Source organism: Paractinoplanes globisporus DSM 43857 (assembly GCF_000379645.1).
GTDB lineage: Bacteria > Actinomycetota > Actinomycetes > Mycobacteriales > Micromonosporaceae > Actinoplanes > Actinoplanes globisporus.
Genome location: NZ_KB903306.1, coordinates 53,476 through 67,151 on the forward strand (window position 1 = coordinate 53,476; position 13,676 = coordinate 67,151).

Below are 13,676 nucleotides of genomic sequence, written 5' to 3' on the forward strand. Positions count from 1 at the left end.
CGCTCAGCGTACGTGCACCACGTCACCCGCCGAGACGCGAAGGTCGGCGCCGTCAGCCGTACGGATCACCAGCTGGCCGTCGACGTCCACCGATGTCGCCTCGCCGGTGACCTCGCCGCCGCCGGGCAGCAGTGCCCGCACCGGGCGGCCGATCGTGGCGCAGTCCCGCCGGTACGCCGCGAGCAGGCCGGACATTTCCGCGTCGCCGCCGGCCTCGCGCCAGCCCGCGTACCAACCGGCGATGCCGCGCAGCAGCGCACGCAGGAGCGGGTCGCGGTCGGTGGTGGCCGCGCCGGCCAGCTTGAGCGAGGTCGCGGGCAGCCCGGTCGTCGCCGGCAGTTCCTCGGCCCGGGTCGTCACGTTCAGTCCGATCCCGACGACCACGGCGTCGCCGGCCACCTCGGCCAGGATCCCGGCCGCCTTGCCGGGCCGGTCGGCCGGGCCCACCAGCAGGTCGTTCGGCCATTTCAGGGTGGCCTCGACCTCGGCCACACGGCGTACCGCCTCGAGCAGGGCGACACCGACAAGCAACGACAGCCAGCCGTACGCCCCGACGGGGACGACCGGCCACTCCTTCTCATCGTCGGCCCGGCCCGGCCGCAGCAGGACGCTGAGGGTGAGGCCGGCGCGCGGCGGCGACGTCCACTGCCGGTCGCGGCGGCCCCGGCCCGCGGTCTGCTGCTCGGCCACCACCACCAGGCCCTCGGGCTCGCCCCGGAGCGCGGCCGCGGTGGCGTCGGCGTTGGTGGAGCCGGTCTCGGGGCGCAGGTCGATGCCGGTCCAGAAGCCACCCGGGGTGACCAGGGCTCGTTGGAGGCCGCGGGACGACAGCGGCGGGCGATCCAGGTCGGTGTAGGGCGAGGCCGGCATTGGTCGAGCCTAGTCCGGCGGGGGCGGCGGGTCGGCGGCATGCCGACTCACGTAGACGGTGCTGCTCGGGTCGGCCGGGGGCTCCGGACGCGGCCGCGGACGGGGGCGGCGCCGCTCGGGCTTGTCGTTGCGGGTCGACCACGAGCGCGGCAGGCGGATCCGGCCCGGGCGGTCGTCGTTCACCGGCCAGGCGGGCACGACCTCGGTGGGCTCGGAGACTGGGACGAGGTCGAATCCGGTGGCCGGCTCGTAGTCGGGGACGGCGGGAAGCCGCTCGACCGGACGGGGCCAGCCGTAGCCCTTGGCCGACGGCTCGGCGTCGCCGGCCAGGTCGACCGGGATGGGCGTCCAGTACTCGCCGGGCCGCGGCTCGTCGTCCGGCTCTTGATAGGCGGGGCGGACCCAGCCCTCGACGCGGTCGCCGTGGCGGTCCGGGCGAGGCTCCTCCTCCCGGTCCTCGTCGACCTGGTCGTCGTCGACCTCCGCGCACAGATCGAGGTCGTCGTCCTCGTCCGCCAGGCCGATCGACGCCAGCCCACCGCCCTCGTCCTCATCGGACTCCCACGGCTCGGCGGGAATCCCGCGACCGCCGGACGCCGTGACCAGCGCCCGCCGCCGCCCACGACGGCCGCGCCGGGACCACTCGATCGGTGTTTCCTCGCTCGGAGGCTCGGGCTCGGGCGCCGCCGCCGGAAGCGCGGGCCGGCGGCGCGGTGCCTCGATCGCCCGCGGCTCCCGGGACGCTCGGGACGCTCGGCGCCGGGCACGGCGCTCGCCTCCGCCACCGAACAGGATCGAGCGGAAGCTGATCAGTGTGGCGATGCCACCGGCGATGAGGGCGAGCCCGGCCCCGGTCATCCAGTTCGTCACACCCGGAGTAACGAATAGGGCATTGGGTGCGAAACGCACCCGTAGCGACGCCCGGCCTCCACCGGATTACGATCACCACGGGACCGGCGCCGGAGCCGGGAGAGCGTGAGGAAGACCGTGACGATGCCGCAGGAATCGGTCGAGGCCGACATCCACACCACCGCCGGGAAGCTCGCGGACCTCGAGCGCCGCACCGAGGAGGCGGTGCACGCCGGCTCGGCCCGGGCGGTCGAGAAGCAGCACGCGCGGGGCAAGAAGACCGCCCGCGAACGCATCGACCTGTTGCTGGACGAGGGATCGTTCGTCGAGCTCGACGAGCTGGCCCGGCACCGCAGCACCAACTTCGGCCTGGACAAGAACCGGCCGTACGGGGACGGGGTGGTCACCGGCTACGGCACCGTCGACGGCCGGCAGGTCTGCGTCTTCTCGCAGGACTTCACCGTCTTCGGCGGCTCCCTCGGCGAGGTCTTCGGCGAGAAGATCGTCAAGGTCCTCGACCTGGCCATGAAGATCGGCTGCCCGATCATCGGGATCAACGACTCCGGTGGCGCCCGTATCCAGGAGGGCGTCGTCGCGCTCGGCCTCTACGCCGACATCTTCTTCCGCAACGTCCGGGCCAGCGGCGTCATCCCCCAAATCTCCCTGATCATGGGGCCGTGCGCCGGCGGGGCGGTCTACTCCCCCGCGATCACCGACTTCACCGTCATGGTCGACCAGACCTCGCACATGTTCATCACCGGGCCCGACGTGATCAAGACCGTCACCGGCGAAGAGGTCGGCATGGAGGAGCTGGGCGGCGCTCGCACCCACAACACCCGCAGCGGCAACGCCCACTACCTGGCCTCCGACGAGGACGACGCGATCGACTACGTCCGCGCGCTGCTGTCCTACCTGCCGTCGAACAATTTGGACGAGCCGGTGGTCTTCGAGGATCTATCGGACTTGTCCGCTTCGACGGTTGATCTTGCGCTGGACACGCTGGTCCCGGACTCGCCGAACCAGCCCTACGACATCAAGACCGTCGTGGAGACCGTCGTCGAGGACTTCCTCGAGGTGCAGCCGCTGTACGCGCAGAACATCGTGGTCGGCTTCGGCCGGGTCGAGGGCCGCCCGGTCGGGGTGGTCGCCAACCAGCCGATGCACTTCGCCGGCACGCTCGACATCGCCGCCAGCGAGAAGGCCGCCCGGTTCGTGCGCACCTGCGACGCCTTCAACATCCCGGTGGTCACCTTCGTCGACGTGCCCGGCTTCCTCCCGGGCACCTCCCAGGAGTGGGACGGCATCATCCGCCGGGGGGCCAAGCTGATTTACGCGTACGCGGAGGCCACCGTCCCCAAGGTCACCGTCATCACTCGCAAGGCCTACGGCGGGGCGTACGACGTCATGGGGTCGAAGCATTTGGGAGCGGATCTCAACTTCGCCTGGCCCACCGCACAGATCGCGGTCATGGGAGCGCAGGGCGCGGTCAACATCCTCTACCGCGGGGAGATCGACTCGGCCGAGCGGCGGGCCGAGCTCATTCAGGAGTACGAGGACACGCTGGCCAATCCGTACATCGCGGCCGAGCGGGGCTATGTGGACGCGGTCATCCAGCCGTCGGAGACCCGGACGCAGGTCACGCGGGCGCTGCGAACATTACGGACAAAGCGGGAGACTCTGCCGCCGAAGAAGCACGGCAACATCCCGCTCTAGGACGTTGCTGTTTTTACGACGCGGTCTGAGGCAGCCATTGGCCGGCGAGCAGGAACGCGCCGATCACCAGCGCCGCCAGGTCGACCACGAGGAAGACGCCGACCCAGAACAGGGCCGGAACGTGGGTGATGTGCGCCAGCTGGTCGGCGTCCGAGTCGGGCATGCGGCCGCGCCGGCGGAGACTCTGCAGCTCGAAGACGGGGCGGACACCCCCGAACAACAAGAACCAGACTCCGGCGTACGCGAAAATGGCTTGGATCTGAGCGGACGCGAACCACGACACGACGAAGACGATCGCGCCCGTGACCACGAGGGAGATCACGCCGAACAGGTTCCGGACGTTGATCAGCATCAGAAGCAGCAGGACGACCGCGAGCCAGAGCAACAGCGTGATCCGGTTGCCGCCGAGCAGCCAGGCGCCGAGCACGCCGACCAGCGACGGGGCGATGTACCCACCGAGGAGGGTCAACACCATCCCGGGGCCGGTCGGGCGTCCCGACGACAGGGTGAGGCCGGAGGTGTCGAACTCCAGGCGGATGCCGCGCAGGCGACGACCGGTCAGCAGCGCCATCAGCGCGTGACCACCCTCGTGGGCGATCGTCACCGCGTTGCGGGCGATCCGCCACACCGGGCGGAACGACACCGCGAGCAGGCCGGCCAGGGCGGTGAGCAGCACGAGCAGGCCGGGCGGGTCCGGCTGAGCGCCGAGCAGCTTGTCCCAGAGATCTGTCACACCGTCGATCGACACCCGGGGGACTGTAGCCGATCACGCTAAGCGCGTCGGCGTGCCACCACCCGAGTGTTGGTGTCGCTGCCTCGCCCGGTGGCCAGGAGACCGCGTGCCGCGAGCACGCCGCCGGCTGCCGCGACGAGGCCGGCCAGGATAAGGACCGTGGTGGCCAGGCCGACGGCGGCGGCCAGGATCGCGAGGTCGGCGACCGCGATCAGCATCCAGAGAGCGATTGTGGGCTTACTGCCGTGTCGTCGGCAGTTCATGGCACCGCACCTCCATCCGTGACGCCGAATGAAGTACCCATTCACTCCGCTTCACGCACATCGGTGTGGTTACTTGGGCTGAAACCCCTGGTAGAGCAGCTGCAAATCGCTCTGCGACCTGGCCCAGTCCTCGGGTGTCGTGTACCAGGAGAGCGAGTACGCGGCGTTGGCGTCGACCCGGATGTTCCGCTTCAGGGCGTGCTGGGCGTTGCCGCTGCTGCTGGTGTACGTGAACTCCCAGTCGGCGGCCGAGTCGTAGTCACGGTACTGCACCCGATCGATCCGGATTCGCGAGTAGTTGCGGTACGAGCCGCGGCGGGACGCCTCCTGGTTCTTCCAGTCCTGGTACGCGTCGGCCTGCGGGGAGTTGGTGCGGTCGACGATCAGCAGGCGGTTGCTCCAGCGGAACTCCATCGCGGAACCGGTGCCGTTGGAGATCTCAGCGCCGTTCGGGATGGGGATCGTGAAGGCGGGGGCGTCGCCGGTGGCCCGCTGCGTGTACATCTTCCAGCCGGCCGGAAGGGTCAGGGCGGCCGGAGGGCTGCTCGGCGGGGCGCTGGAGGCCGCGTTGCTGGGCTGCTGGGAGGCGCCGCCGGTGGTGGCCGACTGGGCGGCGCTGCCGGTCGCGCTCGGCTGGGCGGCGCCGGTCGCGGTGGGCGCTGCGTTCGGCTTGTTGCCGGGGTTGTCGTCGGTGCCGAAGGCCTTGGCGGCCAGCACGATGAGCAGGACCACGACCACCAGGAGGACGCCGGCACCGATCCCGGCCTGGGGGTAGGTCAGGCGGGTGCCGAAGACGGTGATGCCGCCGCGGGCGGCGGGGCGCACGTCGTCCATGGGACGCCAGGCCGGGCGGGTCGAGCGGCTGATCGCCGGGGAGACGGGGGCAACTTCGCTCGGGGTCGGCTCGGGTTCCTGCTCGAGCTCTGCCTCCTGCTGGGTCTCCGCCTCGTGCTCGGTCTCCGCCTCGTTCTTGGTCTCAGCCTTGGTCTCAGGCTCGGGCTCGGTCCCGGGCTCGGTCTCGTCGGTGGGCGGTTCCGGGCGGGCCTTCTCTTCTTCCTCTTGCTCGGCCGTCTCCGCCTCGGCGGTGCCCTCCTCGGCCCGGTCTTCGGGCTCGGCCTCGGTCGTCTCCGCCGCCGGGGTTTCGACCGCGGCGTCGGGCGGGCTCGCGGCCTCGGCCTTCTCCTCGACCGGTTCTTTCTTGGACGGCGTCTGCTTGGTGGCGGCCTTCTTCCGCGGCTGCCGCGGCGCGTCGACGACCGTGGTGGCGTCGGCGGTCACGGGCGGCGGGACCACGGTCGTGGCCTCGACGACCGGGCCGACCACGGTGGTGGCCTCGACCGGCGGCGTCTCGACGGGGCTGACCAGGGCGGTCGCCTCGGCGAGGGACTGCTCGTGCTCGGGGGCGGCCTTGCCGCGATGGTGCGCGGCGACGTCGGCCGCGGTGAACGAACCGGCTTCGCCCCGGCTCGTACGTGTGGACGGGGAGTCCTCCGCGCTGCCGCGTCGGCTCGGACCCGACGCCGGGGGCCGGCCCGGCGTACGGGCGCCGGAGATTTTGGAGGTTTTGTCGTCTTGGACCGGCGGCGTGTCGACCCGCGTGGCGTCGAGGCGCGGCGTGGCGGCCTTGGGTCCATCGACCTTGGCCGGCGTGTCGGAGCCCGTGCGGCCCACCGGCGCCTTGCCCGGCACATAGACCGGCGGCCGGCCCTCGCCGGCCGCCGGGCGGCCACCCGAGACGGGAGGACGACCCGGCGGATCAACCGGTCGGGCGGGTGCGACGGGCGGCCGGGGCCCCGGAACCACCGGCGTCGAGCCGGTCGGCGCCATCGAGCCGCCGAGGCGGTCGCGGCCCACGCCCGGACGGCGCATGGTGGGGCTCATCGGGAACGCGAGCTTGGAACGGCGGCCGGCCGCGCGGTTGAGCAGGCGCTCGGCCTCCTCCGCGTTGATCCGGTGCGTCGGGTCCTTGCGGAGCAGGCCGTTGAGCACCGGCTTGAGCGGGCCGGCGTTGCGCGCGGGCGGCGGATTTTCCGTGGCCAGCGCGGCGAGCGTGGCGATCGCCGAGGGCCGGGCGAACGGCGAGGCGCCCTCGACCGCGGCGTAGAGGGTGGCGCCGAGCGACCAGAGGTCGGCCGCGGGACCGGCCGTGCCGTCGCGGGCCCGCTCCGGAGCGATGTACGCCGGGGAGCCGAGCACCAGCCCCGTACGGGTGACATTGGGGTCGCCGGGCACGGTGGCCAGGCCGAAGTCGGTGAGCACGACCCGCCCGTCGGCGCCGAGCAGCACGTTGCCCGGCTTGACGTCACGGTGCACGACGCCGGCCCGGTGCGCGGCGCGGAGGGCGCCCAGCACGCCGAGGCCGATCTCGGCGACCCGGACCGCGTTGAACGGGCCGTCGGCGGCCAGCGTGTCCTGCAGCGAGCGGGACGGCACGTACTCCATGACGATCCACGGGTCGGCGTCCGTCTGCAGCACGTCGAAGACGCGGACCACGTTGATGTTGTTGAGCCGGGCGATCGCGCGCGCCTCACGCAGCGACCGCTCGCGCATCTCCTTGCGCTCGTCCGGCGTCAGGCCGGGCGGCGGCACCAGCTCTTTGATGGCCACGTCGCGGTGCAGGACAACGTCGTTCGCCCGCCAGACACGGCCCATGCCGCCCTGACCGAGCGGCGCGACGAGCCGGTAACGGTCAGCGACAACGGCTGGGGGAGAAGAAGACATCACGCAGAAAATACCCGGTCATGTCCAGCCACAGCGAATCGATCAGCCGAGTGTGGGATTCGTGTCACCGGACAACCGAATCCGATGTCGTACGCTCGGTCGATGGATGAGGAACCGCTGGTCAGCGTAGTCCGGGGCACTCCCACCGATCTTGAGCTGGCCGCGCTGGTCGCCGTGCTGGCCGCCTCGGCGAACGCGGCTCCCCCGCCCCCGGCCACCTCAGCCTGGCTGAGGTCCGCACGCCCATCGATCCGTCCGTCCTCCTGGCGCGGCTCCGCCCTCCCCCGATAGATCATCAGCCATCGATAGATAACGCCCCGATTCCGACTGTCCACAGCCGCCGGAGCGGTCCCCCCGCGCTGGCGCTGACCGACTACGCTCACCTATGCGTCGCCGGTCGACCGGCGTCTGAAAGCTTCCGCTTCCGTCGGGGGAGGGCACGATGATTCCTGATGAGGACCGCGGGCCCGCTTGGCTGCGCGATTACGGCTACACCGACTTCAGCCAGATCGAAGCCGACATCCAGGCGATGGAGCAGTTCGCCACCAAGCTGTCGGCGAACGTGAAGGACAGCTACGCGCCCCACCTCACCACGGTCACCGACGCGATGTCGACCAAGCTGCCCGACCCGCCGAGCGAGTTCATCGAGCTGGTCACGTTCCTGTTCATCCACCACGAGGCGGCCGACGTCGCCCATCAGAACGTGTACAACTACGCGAACGGGACGCAGGGCTTCGCCACGGCCGCGGAAGACATCAGTAAGACGTACAGCGGCTCCGATGCCTTCGCCCACGCGAAGGTGCGCGATGTGGACAAGGCGTTCGACCGGGTCGGCATCCCCGCGGAGCAGTCCGGCGAGGGGGTTTCCTGATGCTTGACGCAGGTGGCGGTGGCGGCGGCACCCCCTGGGAGTCGATGACGCTCGACAAGATGCAGGAGCTCATTCAGAACCCCAGCACCGACGCCCAGTGGGATCTGGTCGGCGGCTGGCAGAAATCCGCCGAGCTGCTGAGCGAGCACCGCTTCCAGGTGCAGGAGTACCGAGACAACCTCGCGGCCGCCTGGCCCCCGGAGAAGAGCCCCGCCTCGGCCACCTACCTGGCCCGCCTGGACGAGCTCATCAAGAACCTCTCCGACACGTACGAGGCGTCGATCACCAACCACGAGGCCATCTCCGCCGCGACCGGGTCGATCTACCAGGCCCAGGTCCAGATGAACAAAATCTACGCGGAGTACCAGAGCAACAAGACCGCGCTGGACGCCTTCACCGCCAAGAAAGACCAGGCCCAGAGCAGCTCGACGCCAACGCCGACCCCCAGCCCGAGCGGCGAGGAGCCCCCGGTCGCTCCCGGTCGCCAGGAAGAGCTCCGAGTCCAGGCCGCGCGGCTGCTCAGCACCGTGAGCACAGACCTAGCCCAAGCCCAAGCCCGAATCATCAAGCCAACTCCCTATACAGCCGCAACCGAGCGCGACGAGAAGAAGACCATTCGAGAGGGAGACACCTACGTCCCTCCGCTGCTCCCACCTATCACGCCGAGCTTCCCCGACGGGGGCGGCACCACGACTACGTCTAGGCACACTGCGACGACCTTCCCGACCTCACCGCAGACGACAGTTGGGGTGCCGGTCACGTCGCCAAGCGCGGGTACGCAGCCTGGACTCGTCCTGGGCGGAGCCCAGCCGACGTTACCGCCGCCGACCAGCCCGGGTTTCAGCCCAACCACCCCAACCGTCCCCACCGGGGGCGGTCCGCTCCCCAATCCCGGTCTCCTTCCGCCGAATACCGGGCTCCTACCCGGAGGAACATCGCCGCTGACCCCGACCACGCCCGGCGTTGGACGCGGACTCGGAGCACCCAGTGAAGGGCTGTTGCGATCAGGCGGCCGTATTCCCGAGGGCGGGATGCGGACCATGGCGCCTGGCGGAATCATCGGCGGCATGCCAGGCGGCGCACTCGGTCAGCAAAGTGCAGGCCGAGCCGGAATGCGGCGCATCAACCCGGTTGGCGGTGTGATCGGTGAGAGCGAAGGGACGCTTGGATCGCAGCGCGGCGCCGGCACCGGGGGTGTATCAGCCGGTCAGCACTCGACCGGTATGTACGGACAAGGGGCCGGCCGACGGGCAGGCCGCCGCGACGAAACTGATGGTGTGCACTGGGACCCCGACAACCCGTGGGAGACCGCCGAGGGAGTCGATCCCGTCGTGTTGCCATCTCAGATCCGGCGCATCGATCCGGGACCGGCGATCGGACTCGGCTGACCAATGCGTGTCCGATTCGCCGCAGCTGTAGGAGCTCTTACGCTCGCGGCAGCCATCACGGTGCCGACCGCTCCCGCGTATGCGGATAGCGTCCGCAATGATGAGTGGTATCTAAAAAGCCTGAACGTCGACCAGGCCCACTCCATCAGCAAGGGATCCGGCGTAACTGTTGCCGTAATCGACACCGGGGTTTACCCGCATCCCGATCTCCAACGAAATCTTCTGGCAGGCGTAAATCTCTTGCCGGGAGGAAAAGGAGACGGACGAGCGGATCAGGATGGCCATGGTACCAACGTGGCTGCACTCGTCGCTGCCCACGGAAAGAACAGCACTGACGGGGCACTCGGAATTGCGCCGGCATCCAAAATTCTGCCGATCAAGGCTGCCAACGACGGGAACCAGTTTTCCCTCGAAGCAATGGCGAGAGGTATAGGCTGGGCAGCAGATAACGGCGCGAAGGTTATCAATATATCCGCAGGGACGGGTCCGGCTGACGATCTGACCGATGCCGTCAACGCTGCGATCGACGAAGACGTCGTCGTCGTAGTTGCGGCCGGAAATTACAGCAAACAAGCCATCATGGACTATCCGGCGGCGTTGGATGGCGTCCTTGCTGTTGGGTCAACCGATAGGAACGGAAAACACGCATCCTTTTCCGTCGTCGACAATAGGGTTGATATTTGCGCGCCCGGCAAGGACATAACCACCGCCGAGCCCAAGGATAGATATGCGGACGTTGACGGAACATCCGTCTCCGCTCCTATCGTCGCGGGTGCCGCCGCCCTAGTGCGCGCAAAGTTTCCCAATATTTCCGGACCCGAAGTTATTCATCGTCTAGAGGCCACCGCGGACGACATAGGTGCGCCTGGGCGCGACGACCAATGCGGATACGGCGAGTTGAATATCGTCAAGGCGCTTACCGCCGAGGTGGCGCCGCTTCAGAACAGCACCGCGTCCGCTGCGGCTCCTGCTTCGGCTACTGCGGATGAGGGCACTAAGCCGGGGTATATCGATCCGGGGGCTACTACGGGTGGGGCGGTGCCTGAGGCTGCGCCGGCTTCTAGCAGCACGCCGTTGGTTCTTGGGGTGTTGGTGGGGCTTGTGGTGGCGGGGGGACTTGTCGCTCTGGTTGTTCTTCGGCAGCGGCGGCGCAGGGGCTGAGGGGGGAAACTTCGCGCCGAAACGCGCGGTTCTGTGCTGTTTCGGGGTGGGTGGGGCTTGTAGCCTCGGGGGCGTGGGAAACGACATCGACTACCGGCTTGTCTTGGCTTCGGCCAGTCCGGCTCGGCGGGCTCTGCTCAGCGCTGCGGGGATTGACGCCGAGGTGATGGTCAGCGGGGTGGATGAGTCCGTTGTCGAGGCGGCGGATGCTTATGAGCTTTGCCTGGCACTGGCGCGGATGAAGGCGCGGGCGATCGCGGCCGAGCTGCCGCCGGACCCGGGGATTCTGGTGCTGGGGTGTGACTCGGTGCTCGCGTTCGATGGGCAGATCTTTGGGAAGCCGGCCAACGCCGAGGAAGCCGCGAAGCGCTGGGAGATGATGCGCGGGCGGTCGGGAGTGTTGCACACCGGGCACCACGTGACCGGATTGGTGAGCGGGCGGCAGGCCGAGGCCGTCGGGACGACCGTGGTGCACTTCTCGGACATCACCGATGCGGAGATCGCGGCCTACGTCGCCAGCGAGGAGCCGCTCAACGTGGCCGGGTCGTTCACGATCGACGGGCGCGGGGCGGCGTTCGTCGAGCGGATCGAGGGCGATCCGGGCAACGTCATCGGGCTGTCGCTACCCCTGCTGCGCAAACTGCTCATCGAAATGGACGTGTCGATCACGGCGCTCTGGCGCGCCTGATCAGCATCCGGGCGGTCAAATAAAGCACACCCGATCGGTCCGCCAGAACGCGAAACGACGAACCGACCAGGTGCACCGGAAAATCGTCAGCGCACGCTCCGGGCGAACATCCGCGCCGCCCACGCCACCGCCGCCGCGGCCAGCACGGCCATGATGATCAGGCCCTGCCAGACATCCGGCGAGCCCAGGTCGCCGCGGAACAGCGCGCGCGTCCCGTCGACCGCCCAGGAGAACGGGTTCCAGTCGGCGATCCCCTGCAGCCAGCCGGGCGCGAACGTCAGCGGCAGCAGAATCCCCGAAAGCAGCAGCACCGGCTGGGCGACCGTGTTCATCAGCGGCGCCAGCGCGTCCTCGCTCTTCACCGCGAGCGCCACGCCATAGCTCAGCGCCGAGGTCATCAGCGAGATCAGCGCCAGCATCAGGTAGGCCAGCAGCAGGTTCCCGATGAACACGCGCAGGTCGAAGACCAGCGCCAGCAGGGTGATGATGACCGCCTGGGCGATCAGCGAGACCACGTCGCGCAGCGAGCGCCCGAGCAGCAGCGCGAGGCGGCTGACCGGCGTCACCCGAGAACGCTCGATCACGCCGGCGCGCAGTTCGGCGATCAGGCCGAAGCCCTGGAACAGACCCCCGAAAATCGCCAGCAAGACCAAAAGACCAGGCACGAAGATTTCGTACGCCTCGGCGTTGGAGCTCACTTGGAGCGCGGGCTTGAGGAGCGGGGCGAACAGAAGCAGGTACATCACCGGCTGGAAGACGCCGACGAAGATCCACACCGGATTGCGGAGGAGCAGCTGCATCTGCCGTTGGAAGATCAGCGAGGTGTCGCGCAACAGCTTCATGGGTCAGCTCTCCCGCAGTGATCGGCCGGTCTTGGTCAGGAAGACGTCGTCGAGGCTCGGGCGGTGCAGCTCGATCGTGCCCAGCGGCACGCCGGCCGCGTCGAGGGCGCGCAGGATCTGCGGGATCGCCACCGCGCCGTCCTCCACATAGAGGCGCACGCTGTCGTCGTACGACTCAATTTTGTAAGCCGCCAAAGCGGAAGCCGCGGCAGCCACGGCGTCCACCGGCAAACCGACGCGGACGACGTCCCCGGAGATCTCACGCTTCAAAGAAGAAGGCGTACCGGAGGCGACGATCTCTCCGTTGTCCATGATGGAGATCCGGTCGCAGAGCGCGTCGGCCTCGTCGAGGTAGTGCGTGGTGATGAAGACCGTCATGCCCTCCGCACGCAGACGGCGGATCTCTTCCCACATGTGCGCGCGGCTCTGCGGATCGAGGCCGGTGGTGGGCTCGTCCAGGAAGACGACCTTCGGCTCGTGGATGATGCCGAGCGCGATGTCGACCCGTCGACGCTGCCCGCCCGAGTAGGTCTTGCACTTTCTGTCCGCGTACTCGATCAATTGAAAGCCCTCGAGAACGCTCGCGGCACGGGCCTGGGCCGACGCCTTGCTCGCGCCGTAGAGGCGCGCCTGGAGCACCAGCTCCTCGCGCGCGGTCGAATCGTCCCAGGTGCTGCCGCCCTGCGCGACGTAGCCGATCCGGCGGCGCACCTCGGCCGGATCGCGGCGCAGGTCGGCCCCGGCGATCGTGGCGGTGCCGCCGTCGGGCTCGATCAGCGTGGCGAGCATGCGCAGCGTGGTGGTCTTGCCGGCCCCGTTCGGCCCGAGAAACCCGAAGATCTCCCCCTCGGCGACGTCGAGGTCCACACCACGGACGGCCTCGACGGTCTTTTTCTCACGCCCCTGGCGCGATGTGAACGACTTGCGCAACCCGCGAGTCTCTATCATGCGGGCAGCGTACGATGTTCAAGTTTTACTAGTCAAACTTGATTGTCAAACCCGGTCATGTAGGGCTCGCCCGATTCGATCCGCTTGGCCGTCCGCTCGCACCAGGCGATCTCCGCCTCCGACCGGGCGATCGTCAGCTCCCACATCCACGCGACATAGACCGGCTTCTTGTCGAGCCATTCCGCCTGGGTGGCCGCCTCCAGTTGTTGCACGCCGGCCCGCAACTGGATCGCCCGGTTGCGCAGCGCGGCCGCGGCTTCCTCGCGGGGCAGGGCCGGCAGGAAGGCGAACGCCGCCATGAACGAGTCGGGCGGGTTGTCGACGTGCCACCAGTTGCCGCGCAGCAGCGTCTGGAACTCGGCCCTTCCCTTCTCGGTGATCTCGTACGTCGTACGGGCCGGGCGGCCGCCCACCTGCTCGGTCGAGACCTCGCGGAGCAGGCCCTCCTCGCTGAGCTTGCGCAGCGCGTGATAAATCGAGCCCGGCTGCACGTTGGCCCATTTGTCCGCGCTCCAACTGAGCAGCTCGCGCCGCACGTCGTAGCCGTGGACGGGCTGCATCCACTGCACCAGTCCGAGGATCATCATGCGCGTAGCGGACACTACTTAAGAGTAGAACTGTCGGTCCCG

At 69.1% G+C, this 13,676-nt stretch carries 14 protein-coding genes; 6 read left to right on the forward strand and 8 right to left on the reverse strand.

Annotation, left to right across the window (positions count from 1 at the left end; genetic code table 11):
* Nucleotides 1-3: 3 nt before the first annotated feature.
* Together A3CQ_RS0120500 and A3CQ_RS0120505 are read right to left on the reverse strand one after the other, a co-directional pair.
* Nucleotides 4-870, reverse strand: a complete 867-nt coding sequence (locus A3CQ_RS0120500; RefSeq protein WP_020512825.1) for a biotin--[acetyl-CoA-carboxylase] ligase — start codon at nt 868-870, stop codon at nt 4-6.
* Nucleotides 871-879: 9 nt separating this feature from the next.
* Nucleotides 880-1,740: a hypothetical protein gene (locus A3CQ_RS0120505; protein WP_157296114.1), complete on the reverse strand. Its 861-nt coding sequence runs from the start codon at nt 1,738-1,740 to the stop codon at nt 880-882.
* Nucleotides 1,741-1,863: 123 nt separating this feature from the next.
* Between A3CQ_RS0120505 and A3CQ_RS0120510 the strand changes: the two genes are divergently transcribed.
* A complete protein-coding gene (locus A3CQ_RS0120510; RefSeq protein ID WP_020512826.1) occupies nt 1,864-3,432 on the forward strand; it encodes an acyl-CoA carboxylase subunit beta in 1,569 nt (522 codons plus the stop codon).
* A gap of 13 nt (nt 3,433-3,445) precedes the next feature.
* On the opposite strand, the gene A3CQ_RS0120515 is transcribed toward A3CQ_RS0120510, so the two are convergent.
* The 3 genes from A3CQ_RS0120515 to A3CQ_RS64430 form a co-directional block, all read right to left on the reverse strand.
* The gene (locus tag A3CQ_RS0120515) at nt 3,446-4,180 is read right to left on the reverse strand and encodes a M50 family metallopeptidase (protein WP_020512827.1); all 735 of its coding nucleotides are present in this window, start codon (nt 4,178-4,180) and stop codon (nt 3,446-3,448) included.
* A 23-nt stretch (nt 4,181-4,203) separates the two neighbouring features.
* Entirely contained in the window at nt 4,204-4,428 is a 225-nt protein-coding gene (locus A3CQ_RS0120520; RefSeq protein WP_026205945.1) for a hypothetical protein, read from the reverse strand.
* Between the two features lie 69 nt (nt 4,429-4,497).
* On the reverse strand, nt 4,498-7,149 hold the full coding sequence (locus A3CQ_RS64430) for a serine/threonine-protein kinase (protein WP_370657615.1): 2,652 nt from the start codon (nt 7,147-7,149) through the stop codon (nt 4,498-4,500).
* A 102-nt stretch (nt 7,150-7,251) separates the two neighbouring features.
* Between A3CQ_RS64430 and A3CQ_RS59225 the strand changes: the two genes are divergently transcribed.
* From A3CQ_RS59225 to A3CQ_RS0120545, 5 genes are all read left to right on the forward strand, one after another.
* The gene (locus A3CQ_RS59225) at nt 7,252-7,440 is read left to right on the forward strand and encodes an acyl-CoA carboxylase epsilon subunit (protein ID WP_084699170.1); all 189 of its coding nucleotides are present in this window, start codon (nt 7,252-7,254) and stop codon (nt 7,438-7,440) included.
* A 151-nt stretch (nt 7,441-7,591) separates the two neighbouring features.
* Entirely contained in the window at nt 7,592-8,020 is a 429-nt protein-coding gene (locus A3CQ_RS53520) for a hypothetical protein (protein ID WP_020512830.1), read from the forward strand.
* 44 nt (nt 8,021-8,064) lie between these two features.
* Nucleotides 8,065-9,408, forward strand: a complete 1,344-nt coding sequence (locus A3CQ_RS0120535; RefSeq protein ID WP_157296116.1) for a hypothetical protein — start codon at nt 8,065-8,067, stop codon at nt 9,406-9,408.
* A gap of 60 nt (nt 9,409-9,468) precedes the next feature.
* Nucleotides 9,469-10,569: a type VII secretion-associated serine protease mycosin gene (gene mycP / locus A3CQ_RS59230; RefSeq protein ID WP_157296118.1), complete on the forward strand. Its 1,101-nt coding sequence runs from the start codon at nt 9,469-9,471 to the stop codon at nt 10,567-10,569.
* Between the two features lie 73 nt (nt 10,570-10,642).
* Nucleotides 10,643-11,257: a Maf family protein gene (locus A3CQ_RS0120545; protein ID WP_026205947.1), complete on the forward strand. Its 615-nt coding sequence runs from the start codon at nt 10,643-10,645 to the stop codon at nt 11,255-11,257.
* Nucleotides 11,258-11,343: 86 nt separating this feature from the next.
* On the opposite strand, the gene A3CQ_RS0120550 is transcribed toward A3CQ_RS0120545, so the two are convergent.
* The 3 genes from A3CQ_RS0120550 to A3CQ_RS0120560 are packed head-to-tail and all read right to left on the reverse strand — an operon-like array spanning nt 11,344 to nt 13,634.
* Complete coding sequence (locus A3CQ_RS0120550; protein WP_020512833.1) at nt 11,344-12,099, reverse strand: ABC transporter permease; 756 nt, start codon at nt 12,097-12,099, stop codon at nt 11,344-11,346.
* Nucleotides 12,100-12,102: 3 nt separating this feature from the next.
* Nucleotides 12,103-13,047, reverse strand: a complete 945-nt coding sequence (locus tag A3CQ_RS0120555) for a daunorubicin resistance protein DrrA family ABC transporter ATP-binding protein (RefSeq protein ID WP_026205948.1) — start codon at nt 13,045-13,047, stop codon at nt 12,103-12,105.
* Nucleotides 13,048-13,079: 32 nt separating this feature from the next.
* On the reverse strand, nt 13,080-13,634 hold the full coding sequence (locus A3CQ_RS0120560) for a PadR family transcriptional regulator (RefSeq protein WP_020512835.1): 555 nt from the start codon (nt 13,632-13,634) through the stop codon (nt 13,080-13,082).
* Between the last annotated feature and the right edge of the window lie 42 nt (nt 13,635-13,676).